General features: G+C 61.8%; 18 protein-coding genes. 15 read left to right on the plus strand and 3 right to left on the minus strand.

Annotated elements, in window-relative coordinates:
* Positions 1 to 42: 42 nt before the first annotated feature.
* Entirely contained in the window at positions 43 to 1332 is a 1290-nt protein-coding gene (gene gltA, locus RAC97_RS08770) for a citrate synthase (RefSeq protein WP_375100946.1), read from the minus strand.
* A 351-nt stretch (positions 1333 to 1683) separates the two neighbouring features.
* Here gltA and sdhC point away from each other — a divergent pair, with 351 nt between their 5' ends.
* From sdhC to RAC97_RS08825, 11 genes are all read left to right on the plus strand, one after another.
* On the plus strand, positions 1684 to 2070 hold the full coding sequence (gene sdhC, locus RAC97_RS08775) for a succinate dehydrogenase, cytochrome b556 subunit (protein ID WP_375100947.1): 387 nt from the start codon (positions 1684 to 1686) through the stop codon (positions 2068 to 2070).
* Positions 2064 to 2432, plus strand: a complete 369-nt coding sequence (gene sdhD, locus RAC97_RS08780) for a succinate dehydrogenase, hydrophobic membrane anchor protein (RefSeq protein ID WP_375100948.1) — start codon at positions 2064 to 2066, stop codon at positions 2430 to 2432. The genes sdhC and sdhD overlap by 7 nt, the downstream gene beginning before the upstream one ends.
* Before the next feature lie 3 nt (positions 2433 to 2435).
* Complete coding sequence (gene sdhA / locus RAC97_RS08785) at positions 2436 to 4208, plus strand: succinate dehydrogenase flavoprotein subunit (RefSeq protein WP_375100949.1); 1773 nt, start codon at positions 2436 to 2438, stop codon at positions 4206 to 4208.
* Positions 4209 to 4219: 11 nt separating this feature from the next.
* Positions 4220 to 4924: a succinate dehydrogenase iron-sulfur subunit gene (locus RAC97_RS08790; RefSeq protein WP_012315348.1), complete on the plus strand. Its 705-nt coding sequence runs from the start codon at positions 4220 to 4222 to the stop codon at positions 4922 to 4924.
* 242 nt (positions 4925 to 5166) lie between these two features.
* Complete coding sequence (locus RAC97_RS08795) at positions 5167 to 7998, plus strand: 2-oxoglutarate dehydrogenase E1 component (RefSeq protein WP_375100950.1); 2832 nt, start codon at positions 5167 to 5169, stop codon at positions 7996 to 7998.
* A gap of 42 nt (positions 7999 to 8040) precedes the next feature.
* Complete coding sequence (odhB, locus tag RAC97_RS08800) at positions 8041 to 9255, plus strand: 2-oxoglutarate dehydrogenase complex dihydrolipoyllysine-residue succinyltransferase (RefSeq protein WP_375100951.1); 1215 nt, start codon at positions 8041 to 8043, stop codon at positions 9253 to 9255.
* A 95-nt stretch (positions 9256 to 9350) separates the two neighbouring features.
* Positions 9351 to 10787, plus strand: coding sequence for a dihydrolipoyl dehydrogenase (gene lpdA, locus RAC97_RS08805; RefSeq protein ID WP_375100952.1), 1437 nt, complete (start codon positions 9351 to 9353; stop codon positions 10785 to 10787).
* 171 nt (positions 10788 to 10958) lie between these two features.
* On the plus strand, positions 10959 to 12125 hold the full coding sequence (gene sucC, locus RAC97_RS08810; RefSeq protein WP_375100953.1) for an ADP-forming succinate--CoA ligase subunit beta: 1167 nt from the start codon (positions 10959 to 10961) through the stop codon (positions 12123 to 12125).
* The gene (gene sucD, locus RAC97_RS08815; RefSeq protein ID WP_016393102.1) at positions 12125 to 13009 is read left to right on the plus strand and encodes a succinate--CoA ligase subunit alpha; all 885 of its coding nucleotides are present in this window, start codon (positions 12125 to 12127) and stop codon (positions 13007 to 13009) included. Before sucC ends, sucD begins: the two co-directional genes overlap by 1 nt.
* A gap of 344 nt (positions 13010 to 13353) precedes the next feature.
* Positions 13354 to 14667: a branched-chain amino acid transport system II carrier protein gene (brnQ, locus tag RAC97_RS08820; RefSeq protein ID WP_375100954.1), complete on the plus strand. Its 1314-nt coding sequence runs from the start codon at positions 13354 to 13356 to the stop codon at positions 14665 to 14667.
* A 201-nt stretch (positions 14668 to 14868) separates the two neighbouring features.
* Positions 14869 to 15618: a DUF599 domain-containing protein gene (locus RAC97_RS08825; protein ID WP_375100955.1), complete on the plus strand. Its 750-nt coding sequence runs from the start codon at positions 14869 to 14871 to the stop codon at positions 15616 to 15618.
* Positions 15619 to 15685: 67 nt separating this feature from the next.
* On the opposite strand, the gene RAC97_RS08830 is transcribed toward RAC97_RS08825, so the two are convergent.
* Positions 15686 to 15976 (minus strand): hypothetical protein, encoded by a 291-nt coding sequence (locus RAC97_RS08830; RefSeq protein WP_375100956.1) that lies wholly within the window; start codon positions 15974 to 15976, stop codon positions 15686 to 15688.
* 157 nt (positions 15977 to 16133) lie between these two features.
* On the opposite strand from RAC97_RS08830, the gene RAC97_RS08835 reads away from it, so the two are divergent.
* The 4 genes from RAC97_RS08835 to RAC97_RS08850 all read left to right on the plus strand — a co-directional run bounded on the left by RAC97_RS08835 (position 16134) and on the right by RAC97_RS08850 (position 19882).
* Positions 16134 to 16610, plus strand: a complete 477-nt coding sequence (locus tag RAC97_RS08835; protein ID WP_375100957.1) for a PaaI family thioesterase — start codon at positions 16134 to 16136, stop codon at positions 16608 to 16610.
* Positions 16607 to 17065, plus strand: coding sequence for a PaaI family thioesterase (locus RAC97_RS08840; protein ID WP_375100958.1), 459 nt, complete (start codon positions 16607 to 16609; stop codon positions 17063 to 17065). The genes RAC97_RS08835 and RAC97_RS08840 overlap by 4 nt, the downstream gene beginning before the upstream one ends.
* A 111-nt stretch (positions 17066 to 17176) precedes the next feature.
* Positions 17177 to 19084 (plus strand): molecular chaperone HtpG, encoded by a 1908-nt coding sequence (htpG, locus tag RAC97_RS08845; protein ID WP_375100959.1) that lies wholly within the window; start codon positions 17177 to 17179, stop codon positions 19082 to 19084.
* A gap of 72 nt (positions 19085 to 19156) precedes the next feature.
* On the plus strand, positions 19157 to 19882 hold the full coding sequence (locus tag RAC97_RS08850; RefSeq protein ID WP_375100960.1) for a dienelactone hydrolase family protein: 726 nt from the start codon (positions 19157 to 19159) through the stop codon (positions 19880 to 19882).
* A 32-nt stretch (positions 19883 to 19914) separates the two neighbouring features.
* Here RAC97_RS08850 and RAC97_RS08855 read toward each other — a convergent pair whose 3' ends face one another.
* Positions 19915 to 20778: a pirin family protein gene (locus tag RAC97_RS08855; RefSeq protein ID WP_375100961.1), complete on the minus strand. Its 864-nt coding sequence runs from the start codon at positions 20776 to 20778 to the stop codon at positions 19915 to 19917.
* Between the last annotated feature and the right edge of the window lie 12 nt (positions 20779 to 20790).

Raw genomic sequence — 20790 nt, forward strand, 5'->3', positions numbered from 1 at the left:
AGGCCGCCCGAGGGCGGCCTTTTCCATGCGTTCAGCGCGGGCTTACTTGCGGTCTTTCAGGTCGACGATGTCGCGCTGTGCTTCGCCGGTGTACAGCTGGCGCGGACGGCCGATCTTGTACGGCCCAGAGAGCATTTCCTTCCAGTGCGAGATCCAGCCCACGGTACGAGCCAGGGCGAAGATCACGGTGAACATGCTGGTCGGAATGCCGATCGCCTTGAGGATGATGCCCGAGTAGAAGTCCACGTTCGGGTACAGCGAGCGCTCGATGAAGTACGGATCGGTAAGGGCGATCTCTTCCAGGCGCATGGCCAGTTCCAGCTGCGGGTCGTTCTTGATGCCCAGCTCGCTGAGCACTTCGTCGCAGGTCTGCTTCATCACGGTGGCACGCGGGTCGCGGTTCTTGTACACGCGGTGACCGAAGCCCATGAGCTTGAACGGGTCGTTCTTGTCCTTGGCCTTGGCGATGAACGTGTCGATGTTCGAGACATCGCCGATTTCATCGAGCATGGTCAGGACGGCCTCGTTCGCACCGCCGTGGGCAGGGCCCCACAGCGCGGCGATACCGGCGGCGATGCACGCGAACGGGTTGGCGCCCGAGGAGCCGGCCAGGCGCACGGTGGAGGTGGAGGCGTTCTGCTCGTGGTCGGCGTGGAGGATGAAGATCCGGTCCATCGCCTTGGCCAGCACCGGGCTGATCGGTTTGATCTCGCACGGGGTGTTGAACATCATGTGCAGGAAGTTCTCCGCGTACGACAGGTCGTTGCGCGGGTACATCATCGGCTGACCCATGGAGTACTTGTAGACCATCGCGGCCAGGGTCGGCATCTTGGCGACCAGGCGCACTGCGGAAATCTCGCGGTGCTGCGGGTTATTGATGTCCAGGGAGTCGTGGTAGAACGCCGACAGGGCGCCGACCACGCCGCACATCACCGCCATCGGGTGAGCGTCGCGGCGGAAGCCGTTGAAGAAGGACTTCAGCTGCTCGTGGACCATTGTGTGGTTCTTCACGGTGCTGACGAACTGAGCCTTCTGCTCGGCATTCGGCAGTTCGCCGTTGAGCAGCAGGTAGCAGGTTTCGAGGTAGTCCGATTTTTCGGCGAGCTGTTCGATCGGGTAGCCGCGGTGCAGCAGCACGCCCTTGTCGCCATCGATGTAGGTGATCTTCGACTCGCACGAGGCGGTCGCCATGAAGCCAGGGTCGAAGGTGAAGTGACCGGTAGCCCCCAACCCGCGGACGTCGATTACATCGGGACCAACGGTGCCGGTTAAAATGGGCAGCTCTACGGGGGCATTGCCCTCGATGACCAACTGCGCTTTTTTGTCAGCCATGTGGCCTCCTATTAATGCTTGAAATCATCAGACAGACCCCCCACGCAGGGCCCGCACCACTATAGAGGGATAAATTCGAATGTCAATTTGCCTAAAGGCTGCTTGAAACCCGCTCCAAGCCACGGTTTTCCGAGAAATTTCCGCCCGTTTACGCCTTTTGCTCGCCAAAGGCAATGCGCTATTTGGGCGAGCCCTTCACGTTGTCATAAGCAGCCTAACTGTCTATACTCGGCAGCCGACCGCCAGGGGCTTGCAAGCCCGAACTGCTGGGGGTCGCCGTTCCCTGGGTGGTGGGTACCTGACCAGTACACTAACCAACAACCTTGCCCTGTTAGCTAGGGGCTCTTCAGTGTGAAAAAAGCCGTGAAAAGCCAACGACCTGTAAACCTAGACCTAAGGACCATCAAACTCCCGATCACCGCCTATACCTCCATTCTTCACCGTATCTCCGGCGTCATCCTGTTCGTCGGTCTGGCTATCATGCTCTATGCACTGAGCAAGTCGCTGGGTTCGGAAGAGGGGTTCGGCGAGGTTAAAGCGTGCCTGACCAGCCCGCTGGCCAAATTCGTGATCTGGGGCCTGCTGTCCGCCTTGCTGTATCACCTGGTGGCCGGCGTGCGCCACCTGATCATGGACATGGGTATCGGTGAGACGCTGGAAGGCGGCAAGCTGGGCTCGAAAATCGTGATCGTCATCTCCGTGGTGGTGATCGTTCTGGCGGGAGTTTGGGTATGGTAACCAATGTCACGAACCTGTCGCGTTCGGGCCTCTATGATTGGATGGCGCAGCGCGTTTCTGCGGTCGTTCTCGCGGCTTACTTCATTTTCCTGATCGGCTACCTCGTGGTGAACCCGGGCATCGACTATGCCCAGTGGCACGCCCTGTTCTCCAACAACGCGATGCGGATCTTCAGTCTGCTGGCCCTCGTTGCCCTGGGCGCCCACGCCTGGGTCGGCATGTGGACCATCGCCACCGACTACCTGACGCCGATGTCGTTCGGCAAGTCGGCGACTGCGATCCGTTTCCTGTTCCAGGCTGTATGCGGCGTTGCGATGTTCGCTTACTTCGTCTGGGGTGTGCAGATTCTCTGGGGTATCTGATTCATGGCTAACATTCCAACGATTTCCTTCGACGCCATCATCATCGGTGGTGGCGGTGCAGGCATGCGTGCCGCACTGCAGCTGGCTCAAGGTGGCCACAAGACCGCCGTAGTCACCAAGGTCTTCCCGACCCGCTCGCACACCGTTTCCGCCCAGGGTGGCATCACCTGCGCCATCGCTTCGGCCGACCCGAACGACGACTGGCGCTGGCACATGTACGATACCGTCAAGGGTTCCGACTACATCGGTGACCAGGACGCTATCGAGTACATGTGTCAGGAAGGCCCGGCTGCGGTCTTCGAGCTGGACCACATGGGTCTGCCTTTCTCGCGTACCGAAACCGGTCGTATCTACCAGCGTCCGTTCGGTGGCCAGTCCAAGGACTTCGGCAAGGGTGGCCAGGCCGCCCGTACCTGCGCCGCTTCCGACCGTACCGGCCACGCGCTGCTGCATACCCTGTACCAGGGCAACCTGAAGGCAGGCACCACCTTCCTCAACGAGTACTACGCGGTCGACCTGGTGAAGAACCAGGATGGCGCGTTCGTCGGTGTGATCGCGATCTGCATCGAAACCGGCGAAACCATGTACATCAAGTCCAAGGCCACCGTTCTGGCTACTGGCGGTGCTGGCCGTATCTACGCCTCCACCACCAACGCCCTGATCAACACCGGTGACGGTATCGGTATGGCCCTGCGTGCTGGCGTGCCGGTACAGGACATCGAGATGTGGCAGTTCCACCCGACCGGCATCGCCGGCGCCGGTGTATTGGTGACCGAAGGTTGCCGTGGTGAAGGTGGCTACCTGATCAACGCCCATGGCGAGCGCTTCATGGAGCGCTACGCGCCGAACGCGAAGGACCTGGCTGGCCGCGACGTGGTCGCCCGTTCCATGGTCAAGGAAATCATCGCCGGCAACGGCGTGGGCCCGAACAAGGACCACGTACTGCTGAAGCTGGACCACCTGGGCGAGGAAGTGCTGCACAGCCGCCTGCCAGGCATCTGCGAGCTGTCCAAGACCTTCGCCCACGTCGACCCTGTGGTCGCGCCGGTTCCGGTCGTACCGACCTGCCACTACATGATGGGCGGCGTGGCCACCAACATTCATGGCCAGGCCATCACCATGGACGCCGACGGCAAGGACCAGATCATTCCTGGCCTGTTCGCCGTAGGCGAAGTGGCGTGCGTATCGGTTCACGGTGCCAACCGCCTGGGCGGCAACTCGCTGCTCGACCTGGTGGTCTTCGGTCGCGCCGCAGGCCTGCACCTGGAAAAAGCCCTGAGCGACGGCGTCGAATACCGCGACGCGAGCGATACCGATGTCGACGTTGCCCTGAACCGCCTGAACAAGCTCAACGAGCGTACCAGCGGCGAAGACGTGGCCAGCCTCAAGCGCGAACTGCAAAGCTGCATGCAGAACTACTTCGGTGTATTCCGTACTGGCGAATACATGCAGAAGGGTATCGAGCAGCTGGCGGGCCTGCGTGACCGCATCGCCAACGTCAAGATCAACGACAAGTCCCAGGCCTTCAACACCGCGCGTATCGAAGCGCTGGAGCTGCAGAACCTGCTGGAAGTCGCCGAAGCCACCGCCATCGCGGCCGAAGCCCGTAAAGAGTCCCGCGGCGCCCACGCCCGTGAAGACTTCGAAGACCGTGACGACGAAAACTGGCTGTGCCACACCCTGTACTACCCGGGTGAGAAGCGCGTTGCCAAGCGCGGTGTCAACTTTGCGCCGAAGACCGTTCCTGCCTTCGAACCAAAAGTCCGGACTTACTAAGGGTGGCCGCTATGTTGAAAGTCGAAGTTTATCGTTACAACCCGGACACCGACTCGGCGCCCAAGATGGAGTCGTTCGACGTCGATACCGGTGGCAAGGACCTGATGGTGCTGGACGTACTGGCACTGATCAAGGAGAAGGACGAGGGCTTCTCGTACCGTCGCTCCTGCCGCGAAGGCGTGTGCGGTTCCGATGGCATGAACATGAACGGCAAGAACGGCCTGGCCTGCATCACTCCGCTGTCCGGCGTGGTCAAGGGCAACAAGCTGGTTCTGCGTCCACTGCCAGGTTTGCCGGTAATCCGTGACCTGGTCGTCGATATGAGCATCTTCTACAAGCAGTACGAGAAGGTGAAGCCGTTCCTGCAGAACGATACGCCGGCCCCGGCCATCGAGCGTCTGCAGTCGCCGGAAGATCGCGACAAGCTGGACGGCCTGTACGAGTGTATCCTGTGCGCCTGCTGCTCGACCTCCTGCCCGTCGTTCTGGTGGAACCCGGACAAGTTCCTGGGCCCCGCCGCTCTGCTGCAGGCCTACCGTTTCCTGGCCGACAGCCGCGACACCAAGACTCAGGAGCGCCTGGCGTCCCTGGATGACCCGTTCAGCGTATTCCGCTGCCGCGGGATCATGAACTGCGTGAACGTTTGCCCGAAGGGTCTGAACCCGACCAAGGCAATCGGCCATGTACGCAACATGCTGCTGCAAAGCGGCACCTGATCCAAAACGCTGTACCTGCAACAAGCCGGGGTGCGGGTGTCGAACCCGCACTGCGGTAAACCCGAGCAAGGGCCCAAAAAGCCCGAGCTCATTACCTATGAAGATATGAGACCAGCAGGGGCTTCCGGGCTGGTACCCGGAAAATCTGCAGGATCCTCGGTGGCGTGGTCAGTCGCTGTTCTCGGGCTTTCCATGTGTGCTGGGGCACTTGCCGATCCGTCCCCGAACGAGGGTGACCAAGCATGCAAGAAAGCGTGATGCAGCGCATGTGGGAAAGCGCCCACCTTTCAGGTGGTAACGCTGCATATGTGGAAGAGCTCTACGAGCTTTACCTGCACGACCCTAACGCTGTGCCAGAAGAGTGGCGCACTTACTTCCAGAAGTTGCCCGCCGACGGCAGCACCGCTACCGATGTATCGCACTCTACAATCCGCGACCATTTCGTACTGCTGGCAAAGAACCAGCGCCGCGCCCAACCGGTTTCCGCCGGGAGCGTGAGCAGTGAACACGAGAAGAAGCAGGTTGAAGTTCTGCGACTGATCCAGGCCTATCGGATGCGCGGCCATCAGGCTGCCACGCTCGACCCGTTGGGGTTGTGGCAGCGCCCTGCGCCCGTAGACCTGTCGATCAATCACTACGGCTTGACCAATGCCGACCTTGATACGACCTTCCGTGCCGGCGACCTGTTCATCGGCAAAGAGGAAGCGAGCCTACGCGAAATCTTCGATGCGCTGCAGAAGACATATTGTCGCACCATCGGCGCCGAGTTCACCCACATCGTCGATTCCGAGCAGCGCAGCTGGTTCCAGCAGCGCCTGGAAAGCGTCCGTGGTCGTCCTGATTACTCCGCCGACGTGCAGACCCACCTGCTCGAGCGCGTGACAGCGGGCGAGGGCCTGGAAAAGTACCTGGGCACCAAGTACCCAGGCACCAAGCGTTTCGGCCTGGAGGGCGGCGAGAGCCTGATCCCGATGCTGGACGAAATGATCCAGCGTTCCGGCTCCTACGGCACCAAGGAAGTCGTGATCGGCATGGCCCACCGTGGCCGCCTTAACGTGCTGGTCAACACCTTCGGCAAGAACCCGCGCGAGCTGTTCGACGAGTTCGAAGGCAAGAAGATGAACGAGCTGGGCTCCGGTGACGTGAAATATCACCAGGGCTTCTCCAGCAACGTGATGACCACCGGTGGCGAAGTCCACCTGGCCATGGCGTTCAACCCCTCCCACCTGGAAATCGTCTCGCCAGTGGTGGAAGGTTCGGTGCGCGCCCGCCAGGACCGTCGCAACGACACCTCGGGTGACAAGGTTCTGCCAATCTCCATCCACGGCGACGCAGCATTTGCCGGTCAGGGTGTGGTCATGGAAACCTTCCAGATGTCGCAGACCCGCGGTTTCAAGACCGGCGGCACCGTGCACATCGTGATCAACAACCAGGTCGGTTTCACCATCAGCAACCCGCTGGACGCGCGCTCCACCGAGTACGCCACCGACGTGGCCAAGATGATCCAGGCGCCGATCCTGCACGTGAACGGCGATGACCCGGAAGCGGTGCTGTTCGTCACCCAGCTGGCCGTCGACTACCGCATGCAGTTCAAGCGCGACGTGGTCATCGACCTGGTCTGCTACCGCCGCCGCGGCCACAACGAGGCCGACGAACCGAACGGTACCCAGCCGCTGATGTACCAGCAGATCAGCAAGCAGCGCACCACCCGTGAGCTGTACGCCGAGGCGCTGATCAAGGCCGGCCGTATCGACGCCGAGGGCGCCCAGTCCAAGGTCGACGAATACCGCAACGCCCTGGACAACGGCCTGCACGTGGTCAAGAGCCTGGTCAAGGAGCCGAACCGCGAGCTGTTCGTCGACTGGCGTCCGTACCTGGGCCATGCCTGGACCGCGCGTCACGACACCCGCTTCGACCTCAAGACCCTGCAGGACCTCTCGGCCAAGCTGCTCGAGCTGCCGGAAGGCTTCGTGGTCCAGCGCCAGGTCTCGAAGATCTACGAAGACCGCCAGAAGATGCAGGCCGGTGGCTTGCCGATCAACTGGGGTTATGCAGAGACCATGGCCTACGCCACCCTGCAGTTCGAAGGTCACCCGATCCGCATGACCGGCCAGGACATCGGCCGTGGCACCTTCTCGCACCGCCATGCGGTGCTGCACAACCAGAAGGACGCCAGCACCTACGTGCCGCTGCAGAACCTGTTCCCGGGCCAGCCGCGCTTCGACCTGTACGACTCCTTCCTCTCGGAAGAAGCAGTACTGGCCTTCGAATACGGCTACTCGACCACCACGCCGAACGCGCTGGTGATCTGGGAAGCCCAGTTCGGCGACTTCGCCAACGGCGCCCAGGTGGTGATCGACCAGTTCATCACCAGCGGCGAGCACAAGTGGGGCCGTCTGTGCGGCCTGACCATGCTGCTGCCACACGGCTATGAAGGCCAAGGCCCCGAGCACTCCTCGGCGCGTCTGGAACGCTACCTGCAGCTGTGCGCCGAGCACAACATCCAGGTGTGCGTGCCGACCACCCCGGCGCAGATCTACCACCTGCTGCGTCGCCAGGTCATTCGCCCGCTGCGCAAGCCGCTGATCGTCCTGACGCCGAAGTCGCTGCTGCGCCACAAGCTGGCCGTCTCGACCTTGGAAGACTTGGCCGAGGGCTCGTTCCAGACCGTGATCCCGGAAGTCGACACCCTCGACCCGGCCAAGGTCGAGCGCCTGATCCTGGCCAGCGGCAAGGTCTACTACGATCTGCTGGAAAAACGCCGTGCCGAAGGCCGCGAAGATATCGCCATCGTGCGTATCGAGCAGCTGTATCCGTTCCCTGAGGACGACCTGGTCGAAATCCTGGCGCCGTACACCAACCTCAAGCATGCGGTGTGGTGCCAGGAAGAGCCGATGAACCAGGGCGCCTGGTACAGCAGCCAGCACCACATGCGCCGTATCCTGGGCCGCCACAACAAGGCACTGGTCCTGGAATACGCCGGCCGCGACGCGTCTGCCGCGCCAGCCTGTGGTTACGCATCGAAGCACGCCGAACAGCAGGAAAAACTGCTGCAAGACGCCTTCACTGTCTAACGCCTTCGCGCACTTGAAACCGAATTTAAGGAAACACTGATAATGGCTATCGAGATCAAAGCCCCAACCTTCCCGGAATCGGTTGCCGATGGCACCGTTGCCACCTGGCACAAGAAGCCGGGCGAAGCCGTCAAGCGTGACGAGCTGATCGTCGACATCGAGACCGACAAGGTCGTCCTGGAAGTGCTGGCCACCGCCGACGGCGTGCTGGGCGACATCGTCAAGGGCGAGGGCGACACCGTCCTGTCCGACGAGGTCCTGGGTTCGATCGTTGAAGGCGGTGCTGCTGCCGCTGCGCCGGCTGCTGCTCCGGCTGCCGCAGCCCCAGCTCCAGCCGCTGCCGACGCTGGCGAAGACGACCCGATCGCCGCGCCTGCCGCGCGCAAGCTGGCTGAAGAAAACGGTATCGACCTGGCTACCGTTGCCGGCACCGGCAAAGGCGGTCGCGTGACCAAGGAAGACGTCGTCGCCGCCGTCGCCAACAAGAAGTCGGCCCCGGCTGCCAAGCCAGCTGCCGCTGCTGCCGCCGCCCCGGTTGTCGTCGCTGCTGGCGACCGCACCGAGAAGCGCGTACCGATGACGCGCCTGCGTGCCAAGATCGCCGATCGTCTGGTCGAGGCTCAGTCGACCATGGCCATGCTGACCACCTTCAACGAAGTCGACATGACCGAAGTCATGGCCCTGCGTTCGAAGTACAAGGACCTGTTCGAGAAGTCCCACAACGGCGTACGCCTGGGCTTCATGTCGTTCTTCGTCAAGGCAGCTACCGAGGCGCTGAAGCGCTTCCCGGCGGTCAACGCCTCGATCGACGGCAACGACATCGTCTACCACGGCTATGCGGACGTCGGCGTTGCCGTCTCCAGCGACCGTGGCCTGGTGGTACCGGTTCTGCGTAACGCCGAGTCGATGAGCCTGGCGGAAATCGAGAACGGCATCGCCACCTTCGGCAAGAAGGCCCGTGACGGCAAGCTGGCCATCGAGGAGATGACCGGCGGTACCTTCACCATCACCAACGGTGGTACCTTCGGTTCGATGATGTCGACCCCGATCGTCAACCCGCCGCAAGCCGCGATCCTGGGCATGCACAACATCATCCAGCGTCCGATGGCGATCAACGGCCAAGTGGTCATTCGCCCGATGATGTACCTGGCACTGTCCTACGACCACCGCCTGATCGACGGCAAGGAAGCGGTAACCTTCCTGGTGACCATCAAGAACCTGCTGGAAGATCCGGCTCGTCTGCTGCTGGACATCTAATGACGCGGCTGCAGGCCGCAAGCGCCAGGCTTCGCTCCGAAGCGTGTCGTCTTGCGGCCTGCAGCTTGCCGCTTGAAGCTTAAAAGGAATCTTTTATGACCCAGAAATTCGACGTGGTAGTGATTGGTGCAGGTCCTGGCGGCTATGTAGCCGCCATCAAGGCCGCGCAGCTCGGCCTTTCGACCGCCTGCATCGAGAAATACACCGACGCCGAGGGCAAGCTGGCCCTGGGCGGTACCTGCCTGAACGTGGGTTGCATTCCTTCCAAGGCCCTGCTCGACAGCTCCTGGAAGTACAAGGAAGCCAAAGAAAGCTTCAACGTCCACGGTATCTCCACTGGCGAAGTGAAGATGGACGTCGCCGCGATGGTTGGCCGCAAGGCTGGCATCGTCAAGAACCTGACCAGCGGTGTTTCCACCCTGTTCAAGGCCAACGGCGTTACCTCGATCCAAGGCCACGGCAAGCTGCTGGCTGGCAAGAAAGTCGAAGTCACCAAGCCTGATGGCTCGGTTGAAGTCATCGAAGCCGAGAACGTGATCCTGGCTTCCGGCTCGCGCCCGATCGACATTCCGCCGGCCCCGGTCGACCAGAAGGTCATTGTCGACTCCACCGGCGCCCTGGAATTCCAATCGGTTCCCAAGCGTCTGGGCGTGATCGGCGCTGGCGTCATCGGCCTGGAACTGGGTTCGGTCTGGGCTCGCCTGGGTGCTGAAGTCACCGTCCTCGAAGCCTTGGACACCTTCCTGATGGCTGCCGACACCGCTGTGTCGAAAGAAGCCCAGAAGACCCTGACCAAGCAAGGCCTGGACATCAAGCTGGGCGCTCGCGTCACTGGCTCGAAAGTCAACGGCGACGAAGTCGAAGTCACCTACACCAACGCCGAAGGCGAGCAGAAGATCGTCTTCGACAAGCTGATCGTTGCGGTCGGCCGCCGTCCGGTGACCACCGACCTGCTGGCTGCCGACAGCGGGGTGAACATCGACGAGCGTGGTTACATCTTCGTCGATGACCACTGCGCTACCAGCGTGCCGGGCGTCTTCGCCATTGGTGACGTGGTGCGCGGCATGATGCTGGCGCACAAGGCCTCGGAAGAGGGCATCATGGTCGTCGAGCGCATCAAGGGCCACAAGGCCCAGATGAACTACGACCTGATCCCATCGGTCATCTACACCCACCCGGAAATCGCCTGGGTCGGCAAGACCGAACAGGCCTTGAAGGCCGAAGGCGTTGAGGTTAACGTGGGCACCTTCCCGTTCGCGGCCAGCGGCCGTGCGATGGCGGCCAACGACACCGGTGGTTTCGTCAAGGTCATCGCCGACGCCAAGACCGACCGCGTACTGGGCGTTCACGTGATCGGCCCATCGGCTGCCGAACTGGTGCAGCAGGGCGCGATCGCAATGGAATTCGGCACCAGTGCCGAAGACCTGGGCATGATGGTCTTCAGCCATCCGACCCTGTCCGAAGCGCTGCATGAAGCCGCGCTGGCTGTGAATGGCGGCGCCATTCACGTGGCCAACCGTAAGAAGCGTTAATTATAAGAAACCACGGCGGGCTGCCCGTCGTGGGTCTTGCGTGCAAGACTCACCGCGGAACGTCCGCCGGACCGAGCCACCGGAAAAATCCGGGGTTAACGGTCACAGGTGGCGCGGCACCAGCAATGGCGCAGCGCCGAAGCGCAGTACCTAACGAAGACGGTAAAAAGCATGAATCTTCACGAGTATCAGGGTAAACAGCTGTTCGCTGAGTACGGCCTGCCAGTTTCCAAGGGTTTCGCGGTCGATACCCCTGAGCAAGCCGCAGAAGCCTGCGAAAAGATCGGTGGTTCGGAGTGGGTGGTAAAAGCCCAGGTCCACGCCGGTGGTCGCGGTAAAGCGGGCGGCGTCAAGCTGGTTCGCAGCAAAGAAGACGCCAAGGCGTTCGCTGCGCAATGGTTGGGCAAGAATCTGGTGACCTACCAGACCGACGCCAACGGTCAGCCAGTCTCCAAGATCCTGGTCGAATCCTGCACTGACATCGCCAAGGAGCTGTACCTGGGCGCTGTAGTCGACCGTTCGAGCCGTCGCATCGTGTTCATGGCCTCCACCGAAGGTGGCGTGGACATCGAGAAAGTCGCTCACGACACTCCCGAGAAGATCCTCAAGGCTACCATCGACCCGCTGGTCGGCGCTCAGCCGTTCCAGGGTCGCGAGCTGGCTTTCCAGCTGGGCCTGGAAGGCAAGCAAGTTCAACAGTTCGCCAAGATCTTCGTAGGCCTGGCCAAGCTGTTCAAGGACCACGACCTGGCCCTGCTGGAAGTCAACCCGCTGGTGATCAAGGCCGACGGTGACCTGCACTGCCTCGATGCCAAGATCAACATCGACGCCAATGCCATGTACCGTCAGCCCAAGCTGAAGACCTTCCACGACCCGTCGCAGGACGACGCCCGTGAAGCCCACGCTGCCAAGTTCGAACTGAACTACGTTGCCCTGGAAGGCAACATCGGCTGCATGGTCAACGGTGCCGGCCTGGCCATGGGTACCATGGACATCGTCAACCTGCACGGCGGCAAGCCAGCCAACTTCCTCGACGTAGGTGGTGGCGCTACCAAAGAGCGCGTGACCGAAGCCTTCAAGATCATCCTGTCCGACAGCAATGTCGCGGCCGTACTGGTCAACATCTTCGGCGGCATCGTTCGCTGCGACATGATTGCCGAAGGCATCATCGGTGCAGTGAAAGAAGTTGGCGTCAAAGTACCGGTCGTCGTTCGCCTCGAAGGCAACAACGCCGAACTGGGCGCTAAAGTACTGGCAGAAAGCGGTTTGAACATCATTGCGGCAACCAGCCTGACCGACGCTGCTCAACAAGTTGTCAAAGCTGCGGAGGGCAAGTAATGAGCGTCCTGATCAATAAAGACACCAAGGTCATCTGCCAGGGCTTCACCGGCTCGCAGGGTACTTTCCACTCCGAACAAGCCATCGCCTACGGCACCAAGATGGTTGGCGGCGTGACCCCAGGCAAGGGTGGCACTACCCACCTGGGCCTGCCGGTGTTCAACACCGTCAAGGAAGCCGTCGAAGCCACTGGCGCCGACGCTTCGGTCATCTACGTTCCGGCTCCGTTCTGCAAGGACTCGATCCTGGAAGCTGCCTTCGGCGGCATCAAGCTGATCGTCTGCATCACCGAAGGCATTCCTACCCTGGACATGCTGGATGCCAAGGTCAAGTGCGACGAGCTGGGCGTTACCCTGATCGGTCCTAACTGCCCAGGCGTCATCACTCCGGGCGAGTGCAAGATCGGCATCATGCCAGGTCACATCCACCTGCCAGGCAAGGTCGGTATCGTTTCGCGTTCCGGCACCCTGACCTACGAAGCGGTCAAGCAGACCACCGACGCCGGCTTCGGCCAGTCGACCTGCGTAGGTATCGGCGGCGACCCGATCCCAGGCTCCAACTTCATCGACATCCTGAAGCTGTTCCAGGAAGACCCGAAGACCGAAGCGATCGTCATGATCGGCGAGATCGGCGGTTCGGCTGAAGAAGAAGCTGCGGCCTACATCAAGGCCAACGTCACCAAGCCTGTGGTTTCCTACATCGCTGGTGTTACCGCTCCTGCGGGCAAGCGCATGGGCCACGCTGGTGCCATCATCTCCGGTGGCAAAGGCACTGCGGACGAGAAATTCGCCGCTCTGCAGGACGCCGGTGTAAAAACCGTGCGTTCCCTGGCTGACATCGGCAAGGCCCTGGCCGAGCTGACTGGCTGGGAAGCCAAGAAGTAATACGCTGCACCCCCCACGCGCACAGAGGCCACCTTCGGGTGGCCTTTGTCGTTTCAAGAGGGTGACGATTAAAGCAAATCCTACAGATGATGCCGGGCATTCTGGGAAAATCCCGCAACGCCTCGGTCACCCAGACGACAAACCTATACGCACATCGGACAACCTGCTCTGTTGCAGTGCGTTTGTCCGGCAAATTGGGTACCCTACGCGCCACTCTGTGCCCGTGCCCCAAAAGGGAACGACACGCTAAACGGGTCTGGCTCACCAAGCCGGGCAGCATTTCCCGTCATCCACTGGGAAATTCCCTCTCGAATCCCGATTTCAGCAGTGTGGTACTTCTTCAAATGAAAGTGTTAAAAGGCCAGGATATCCTGGCGCTTGGCTTTATGACGTTCGCGCTTTTCGTAGGCGCCGGCAACATCATCTTCCCGCCTATCGTCGGCCTGCAATCCGGGCCTCATGTCTGGATGGCGGCACTGGGCTTCCTGGTCACCGCCGTTGGTCTCCCTGTCATCACCGTGGTCGCCCTGGCCAGGGTCGGCGGCGGCATGGACGCGCTGAGCAGCCCGATCGGCAAGTTCTTCGGCGGCTTGCTCGCGGCGGTGTGCTACCTCTCGGTCGGCCCATTGTTCGCCACCCCGCGCACGGCGACCGTTTCCTTCGAAGTGGGTGTGGCGCCGCTGACCGGTGAGAGCCCACTGGCACTCTTCCTCTACAGCTTGGTGTATTTCATCGTGGTGCTGGCCGTGTCGATGTATCCCGGCAAGCTGCTCGATACCGTAGGCCGCTTCCTCGCGCCGTTGAAGATCCTCGCCCTGGCCATCCTCGGCATTGCTGCCTTCGCGCTGCCTGCCGGTACCATCGGCGAAGCGCAGCCGGCGTATGCCGCTGCCGCGTTCTCCAAGGGCTTTTCCGACGGTTACCTGACCATGGACACCCTGGGTGCCCTGGTCTTTGGTATCGTCATCGTAAACGCCATCCGCTCGCGCGGTGTCGAGTCGCCGAAGCTGATTACCCGTTACGCCATCATCGCCGGCCTGATCGCAGGGGTGGGCCTGGCCCTGGTGTACATCAGCCTGTTCCGCCTGGGGGCGGGCAGCCACGAGATCGCCGCAGGTGCCACCAATGGTGCGGCCGTGCTGCATGCCTATGTCCAGCACACTTTCGGCTCGCTCGGCAGCGGCTTCCTCGCCGTGCTGATCGCACTGGCCTGCCTGGTGACCGCGGTTGGACTGACCTGCGCTTGTGCCGAGTACTTCAGCCAGGTGCTGCCGCTGTCCTATCGCGCGCTGGTGGTGATCCTGGCGGGCTTCTCGCTGCTGATCTCCAACCTTGGCCTGACCAAGCTGATCATGTTCTCGATCCCGGTACTCACCGCCATTTATCCGCCTTGCATCGTGGTGGTGGGCCTGAGCTTCGTGAAAGACCTGTGGAATTCGCAGACGCGTATCCTGGCGCCGGTCATGCTGGTGTCGTTGCTGTTCGGTATCGTCGATGCCATCAAGGGCAGCAGCATCGCCCACGTACTGCCAGAGTTCATGGCGCACCTGCCGTTCAGCGCAGAAGGCATGGCCTGGCTGGTGCCATCGGTGCTGACCCTGGCCGCTGCCGTGCTGTGCGACCGCATGCTCGGCAAGCCGCGCGAAGCGCTGGCCTGACGAGGTGACACCGCGTCTCGGGCGCTGGCCACAAGCCGAGGGCGCCCGAACCCGGAGACACCCGGAACCCGCATTCGATGAGCGTGCGGGTTTTTTTGTGTCTGTGGCGCGCAAATAGCCTGCTGATAGTGCCTTTTCCAACGTACAAGCGTCGAAACCCGGTCTACCTTTTCTGTGCGCCCGGACCACTCGGAAAAACCCATGGATTTCATTCGAACCAACCTCGACAACCTGCTGGCGATTGCCTGGTTCGCCCTCTGCTGGGGCGGCTACACCCGCTATGCCACCTGGAAAGCGCGCGATACCGCGTGCCTGGCCAGTGTCCTGCATCTGTACCGGGAAGACTGGATGCGCCGCATGCTGCTGCGCGACAACCGCATCGCCGACGCCAGCGTGATCGGCAACCTTGAGCGCAATGCCTCGTTCTTTGCTTCCAGCACGCTGATCATCCTGGCCGGCATCCTGACGGTACTCGGTTCTTCCGACCGGGCGCTTTCGTTGCTGGCCGACCTGCCGTGGGTTCAGCAGGCGTCCCAGGCCATTTCCGAAATCAAGCTGCTGTGCCTGGCGATGGTCTTCGTCTACGCCTTCTTCACGTTCAGCTGGTGCATGCGCCAATACAACTTCGCTGCCGTGCTGGTGGGATCGGCACCGATGATCGGCGAGCGGCTGGTGAACGAGTTGGAACGCAAGGCCTTCGCTTCAAGGGCCGCGCGAGTGCTGTCGTTGGCGGCCAACCAGTTCAACTTTGGCCTGCGGGCCTACTACTTCGGCATGGCCATGCTCAGTTGGTTTATCAGCCCGTGGTTGTTCATGTTGATGAGTGTGGGGGTGGTGCTGATTCTGTATCGGCGCGAGTTCCATTCCGATGTATTGGAGGTGATGGTATTCACGCCCACCGAAAATGCCCCGGTCGAAACACCCAAGGACACTTCTCCTGCATCGAACTGAAGCGTTTAAGTCAATAAGTTACGCCCACAAAAAAACCGGCTTTCGCCGGTTTTTTCTTGACTGCCGATTACTGCTTGGCTGGTTCGGCCGGAGCAGTGGTAGCCGGTGCGGTGCCTGGCGCCGGTGTTGCCGGCGCGGCTTCCTCAGCGGCTTTCTGCTGCGCTTCGGCCTGATCTTTGGCGGCTTCGGCGTTTTCCTTGGCCGCGTCGTTCATCTTATCCTGAGCTTCGCCCATTTTTTCCTGGGCTTGTTCGGCATGTTGCTGTGCGTCCTGGGCTTTGTCTTCGCTCGCTTTATCGCAAGCAGCCAGGCCCATGGCAGCAGCCAGCATCAGAGCAAAAGCAAAAGGTTTACGCATGGGGTGTTTCTCCTTGTGGAATAACGTGCTTGTAACCTTCGAGCGCCAGGCGGTGGAATAAGTTCAACATTTGTTGAAGATATATAACGCCCCGTTCTACATAGACTTTTTCCGCGCCGTGTGCGTGGGTGAACATCAGCAGGGAAGGCATGACCTTATGAGCGAGATCGCCCTTGTCTCAATGGCAGAACGTTTTCTGTCGGCGCTGCGCCATTGCCAGCTGTTGAAGATGCGTGTTCATCACGCCGATGCCAATGGCATGACCCTTGTGCTGCCCTGGTCGCCAGGCATCGTCGGCAACCCGCAGACCGGCGCGGTACATGGCGGCGCCCTGACCACGCTGATGGACACCACCTGCGGCATGGCCACGCTGTGTGTACTGCCGCGCTTCGAGGTGTGCCCGACCCTGGACCTGCGTATCGACTACATGCACCCGGCCGAGCCCGGCAAGGAGATCTTCGGCCATGCCCAGTGCTACCGGGCCACCCGCGACGTCATCTTTACCCGCGGCAGCGCCTACCAGGACGACCCCGAGCAGCCTATCTGCCAGGTGGTGGGCACCTTCATGCGCCTGGGCCAGGAAGCCAAGGGCGGCATCCGCTTCGGCGGCGCGCTCAAGGAGGGCAGGGCATGATTCCCGCCGACGTGCGCAAGCAGCTCAACGAGGCCCATGCCAGGGGTGACTACGCGCCACTGCTGGGGTTGATTCCCTATGCCGGGCTGATCGGTATCCAGTGCCAGCGCCAGGGCGACGACCTGCTGTTTCTCCTGCCCGCCAGCCAGGACAACATCGGCAACCCGCTGCTGCCGGCCATCCATGGTGGGGTGATTGCAGGCTTCATGGAGCTTTCGGCGGCGCTTTACCTGCTGATCTTCAGTGAGAGCGCGAGCATCCCGAAGATCATCGACTTTTCCATCGACTACCTGCGCGCCGGGCACTACCGCGACACCTACGCCCAGTGCCAGCTGTGGCGCCAGGGCCGCCGGGTGACCAACGTGGCGATCACCGCCTGGCAGGGCGACCGCGCCGCGCCGATCGCCACCGCGCGGGCGCATTTCAAGATCGAGCCCGAGAAGCCCTCGAAATAAAAAAGCCCTTGAAATACTCGGGCCTGCCCCCATCTGCTGGACATCCGCCGCCGTAATGCAGGCCAAACGGGCCGCTGGCGACCACTGCCATCAGACTGGAGTTTGACGAACATGAGTGTGGAGACTCAAAAAGAAACCCTGGGCTTCCAGACCGAGGTAAAGCAGCTGCTGCACCTCATGATCCATTCGCTGTATTCGAACAAGGAGATCTTCCTGCGCGAGCTGATCTCCAACGCCTCCGACGCCTCCGACAAACTGCGCTTCGAAGCGCTGGCCAAGCCCGAGCTGCTCGAAGATGATGCCGACCTGAAGATCCGCGTGAGCTTCGACAAGGATGCCGGCACCGTCACCCTCGAAGACAACGGCATCGGCATGAGCCGCGAAGACGTGATCGCGCACCTGGGCACCATCGCCAAGTCCGGCACCGCCGACTTCATGAAGAACCTCACCGGCGACCAGAAGAAAGACTCGCACCTGATCGGTCAGTTCGGCGTCGGCTTCTACTCGGCGTTCATCGTCGCCGACCAGGTCGATGTCTACAGCCGCCGGGCCGGCCTGCCGGCTGCCGAGGGCGTGCACTGGTCGTCCAAGGGTGAGGGCGACTTCGAAGTCGCGACCGTCGAGAAGCCGCAGCGCGGCACCCGCATCGTCCTGCACCTGAAGAAGGACGAGCAGGAGTTCGCCGATGGCTGGCGCCTGCGTAACGTCATCAAGAAATATTCCGACCATATCGCACTGCCTATCCAACTGCCCCAGGAGCAGGCCGAAGCCGCCGAAGGCGAAGAAAAGCCAGCCCAGCAATGGGAAACCGTCAACCGCGCCAGTGCCCTGTGGACCCGCTCTCGCACCGAGATCAAGGACGAGGAGTACCAGGAGTTCTACAAGCACATCGGCCATGACTTCGAAAACCCGCTGGCCTGGAGCCACAACAAGGTCGAAGGCAAGCTCGAGTACAACTCGCTGCTGTACGTGCCAGCTCGTGCGCCGTTCGACCTGTACCAGCGCGAAGCACCACGCGGCCTGAAGCTGTATGTGCAGCGCGTGTTCATCATGGACCAGGCCGAGTCGTTCCTGCCGCTGTACCTGCGCTTCATCAAGGGTGTGGTCGACTCCAACGACCTGTCGCTGAACGTCTCGCGCGAGATCCTGCAGAAGGACCCGATCATCGACTCGATGAAGTCGGCCCTGACCAAGCGCGTGCTGGATATGCTGGAGAAGCTGGCGAAGAACGAGCCGGAGCAGTACAAGGGCTTCTGGAAGAACTTCGGCCAGGTGCTCAAGGAAGGCCCGGCGGAAGATTTCGCCAACAAGGAAAAGATCGCCGGTCTGCTGCGCTTCGCATCCACCCAGGACGACAGCGGCGAACAAAGCGTTGCCCTGGCGGATTACCTGGCGCGCGCCCAGGAAGGCCAGGACAAGATCTACTACCTGACCGGCGAAACCTACGCCCAGGTGAAGAACAGCCCGCACCTGGAAGTGTTCCGCAAGAAAGGCATCGAAGTGCTGCTGCTGACCGACCGTATCGACGAGTGGCTGATGAGCTACCTCAGCGAGTTCGAGGGCAAGCAGTTCGTGGACGTTGCCCGCGGTGACCTGGACCTGGGCAAGCTGGATTCGGAAGAAGACAAGAAAGCCCAGGAAGAAGTGGCGAAAGAGAAAGAAGGCCTCGTCGAGCGCTTGAAGACTGCCCTGGGCGACAGCGTTGCCGAGGTGCGTGTTTCGCACCGCCTGACCGACTCGCCGGCGATCCTGGCGATCGGTGAACAGGACCTGGGTCTGCAGATGCGCCAGATCCTCGAGGCCAGCGGGCAGAAGGTGCCGGATTCCAAGCCGATCTTCGAGTTCAACCCCAGCCACCCGCTGATCGAGAAGCTGGACCACGAGCAGAGCGAGGACCGCTTCGCGGAGCTTTCGCACATTCTGTTCGACCAGGCGGCCCTGGCGGCCGGCGACAGCCTGAAGGACCCGGCGGCGTACGTTCGTCGCCTGAACAAGCTGCTGGTCGAACTGTCTGCTTGAGTTGATGCATGAAAAGCCCGCTTCGGCGGGCTTTTTTCATTATGTAGTCCGTGAAAAGCCAAGGAGTGATCAATGAGCAAGGTAACCGTCGAGTCGCTGGTCTATCAGCTGTCCGGGAAAACCTACGAGAGCCGCCTGGTCTACGCGCCAGGTGCGTTACCGCAGCCGGCACTGGTGATGGCGCCAAACTGGATGGGCATCAGCGAGGGGGCTGAGCGCATTGCCAAGGAAGTGGCCGAGAAAGGCTATGTGGTACTGATCGCTGACCTGTACGGCCAGTCGGTGCGCCCGTCCAACGCCGACGAGGCAGGCACGGCGATGATGCCGTTGAAGAACGACCGCAGCGAGCTGCGCAAGCGCATGAAGGAAGCCTTGGCGCAATTGCTGGGGCAATCCAGGGCATTGCTGACGCCGGGAAAGGTCGGCACCTTCGGCTTCTGCTTTGGTGGCTGCTGCGCGTTGGAGCTGGCCCGCACGGGTGCCGACCTGAAGGCCGCCGTGTCGTTCCACGGCACGCTGGATACGCCGAACGCTGACGATGCCAGGCAGATCAAGGGCTCGGTACTGGTGCTGCACGGCGCATCCGACCCGTTGGTGCCGAAGGAGCAATTGCCAGCATTCGAGGAGGAGATGAACGCCGCCAAGGTCGACTGGCAATTGCTCAGCTACGGCGGCGCGGTGCATTCGTTCACCGACCCTAGCGCCAATGTTCCAGGCAAGATGCAGTATGACCGGCGCACCGCCGAGCGCGCTTTCAAGGCGATGCACAACCTGCTGGAAGAAGTGTTCAAGGGGTGAGGGTGCCGGGGCCGCCAGGCGGCCCCTTCACATCAGCGGGGCAGTTCGATCCGCTGCGTTTCGCCCGGCACCACCGGCCAGTCTCCGGCCGACCAGCGCGCCCGAGCCTGGTCTATCAGCGCCGGGTCGCTGGCCACGAAGTTCCAGTTCATCCGTCGTGGGCCGTCCAGCGGCGCTCCACCGGCCAGCACCAGCTCGCACTCGCTCTCGGCATACAGCACGACCTGTTCGCCCTCGGGCAGCACCAGCATGCTGTGCGCTTCGACCTCATCGCCATCCGCTGACAGCTGGCCATCGAGCAGGTACACGGCACGTTGCACATGCTCGGTCGGCACGATCAACGTGGTTGCCGGTTGCATGCGCACATGGGCGTACAGCGTAGGGGAGAGCACCGGTACGGGCGACTCCAGGCAGAACCCGGAGCCTGCGATCATGCAGATACGCACGCCCAGGTTGTCGCTGACCGGCAGGCTGGCAGCCGGGTGGTGGCTGTAGCTGGGGTCGATCTGTTCGGCCTCCCTGGGCGATGCCAACCAGACCTGCAGGCCATGCAGGCGCGAGCCTTTTGCCACGGCCTCGGCGGGTGTGCGCTCGACATGCGCGATGCCGTGGCCTGCGGTCATCCAGCTGACATCTCCGGGCCGCACGTGCTGGTTTGAGCCCAGGCTGTCCTTGTGCAGGACTTCGCCTTCGAACAGGTAGGTGAGGGTCGACAGGCCGATATGCGGGTGCTGGCGCACATCCATGCCATGGCCAGGCGCGTAGTCGGTCGCCAGCATGTGGTCGAAGAACACGAAAGGGCCGACGCTGCGGCATTGGGCGGACGGCAGTGGGCGCAGGATCGGCTGGCCCTCGACCGATTCGGCGCGTGGGCGGATGACCAGGGTACTGCTCATGTTCAGACTCCG

The sequence above is a fragment of the Pseudomonas sp. LS_2 genome, from assembly GCF_042709235.1.
Classification (GTDB): Bacteria; Pseudomonadota; Gammaproteobacteria; order Pseudomonadales; family Pseudomonadaceae; genus Aquipseudomonas.

What these genes read in the sequence shown, in the direction of transcription:
- gltA (WP_375100946.1), bottom strand. Translation starts at nt 1,332, where the DNA reads ATGGCTGACAAAAAAGCGCAGTTGGTCATCGAGGGCAATGCCCCCGTA.
- sdhD (WP_375100948.1), top strand. Translation starts at nt 2,064, where the DNA reads ATGGTAACCAATGTCACGAACCTGTCGCGTTCGGGCCTCTATGATTGG.
- sdhA (WP_375100949.1), top strand. Translation starts at nt 2,436, where the DNA reads ATGGCTAACATTCCAACGATTTCCTTCGACGCCATCATCATCGGTGGT.
- RAC97_RS08790 (WP_012315348.1), top strand. Translation starts at nt 4,220, where the DNA reads ATGTTGAAAGTCGAAGTTTATCGTTACAACCCGGACACCGACTCGGCG.
- RAC97_RS08795 (WP_375100950.1), top strand. Translation starts at nt 5,167, where the DNA reads ATGCAAGAAAGCGTGATGCAGCGCATGTGGGAAAGCGCCCACCTTTCA.
- odhB (WP_375100951.1), top strand. Translation starts at nt 8,041, where the DNA reads ATGGCTATCGAGATCAAAGCCCCAACCTTCCCGGAATCGGTTGCCGAT.
- lpdA (WP_375100952.1), top strand. Translation starts at nt 9,351, where the DNA reads ATGACCCAGAAATTCGACGTGGTAGTGATTGGTGCAGGTCCTGGCGGC.
- sucC (WP_375100953.1), top strand. Translation starts at nt 10,959, where the DNA reads ATGAATCTTCACGAGTATCAGGGTAAACAGCTGTTCGCTGAGTACGGC.
- sucD (WP_016393102.1), top strand. Translation starts at nt 12,125, where the DNA reads ATGAGCGTCCTGATCAATAAAGACACCAAGGTCATCTGCCAGGGCTTC.
- brnQ (WP_375100954.1), top strand. Translation starts at nt 13,354, where the DNA reads ATGAAAGTGTTAAAAGGCCAGGATATCCTGGCGCTTGGCTTTATGACG.
- RAC97_RS08825 (WP_375100955.1), top strand. Translation starts at nt 14,869, where the DNA reads ATGGATTTCATTCGAACCAACCTCGACAACCTGCTGGCGATTGCCTGG.
- RAC97_RS08830 (WP_375100956.1), bottom strand. Translation starts at nt 15,976, where the DNA reads ATGCGTAAACCTTTTGCTTTTGCTCTGATGCTGGCTGCTGCCATGGGC.
- RAC97_RS08835 (WP_375100957.1), top strand. Translation starts at nt 16,134, where the DNA reads ATGAGCGAGATCGCCCTTGTCTCAATGGCAGAACGTTTTCTGTCGGCG.
- RAC97_RS08840 (WP_375100958.1), top strand. Translation starts at nt 16,607, where the DNA reads ATGATTCCCGCCGACGTGCGCAAGCAGCTCAACGAGGCCCATGCCAGG.
- htpG (WP_375100959.1), top strand. Translation starts at nt 17,177, where the DNA reads ATGAGTGTGGAGACTCAAAAAGAAACCCTGGGCTTCCAGACCGAGGTA.
- RAC97_RS08850 (WP_375100960.1), top strand. Translation starts at nt 19,157, where the DNA reads ATGAGCAAGGTAACCGTCGAGTCGCTGGTCTATCAGCTGTCCGGGAAA.
- RAC97_RS08855 (WP_375100961.1), bottom strand. Translation starts at nt 20,778, where the DNA reads ATGAGCAGTACCCTGGTCATCCGCCCACGCGCCGAATCGGTCGAGGGC.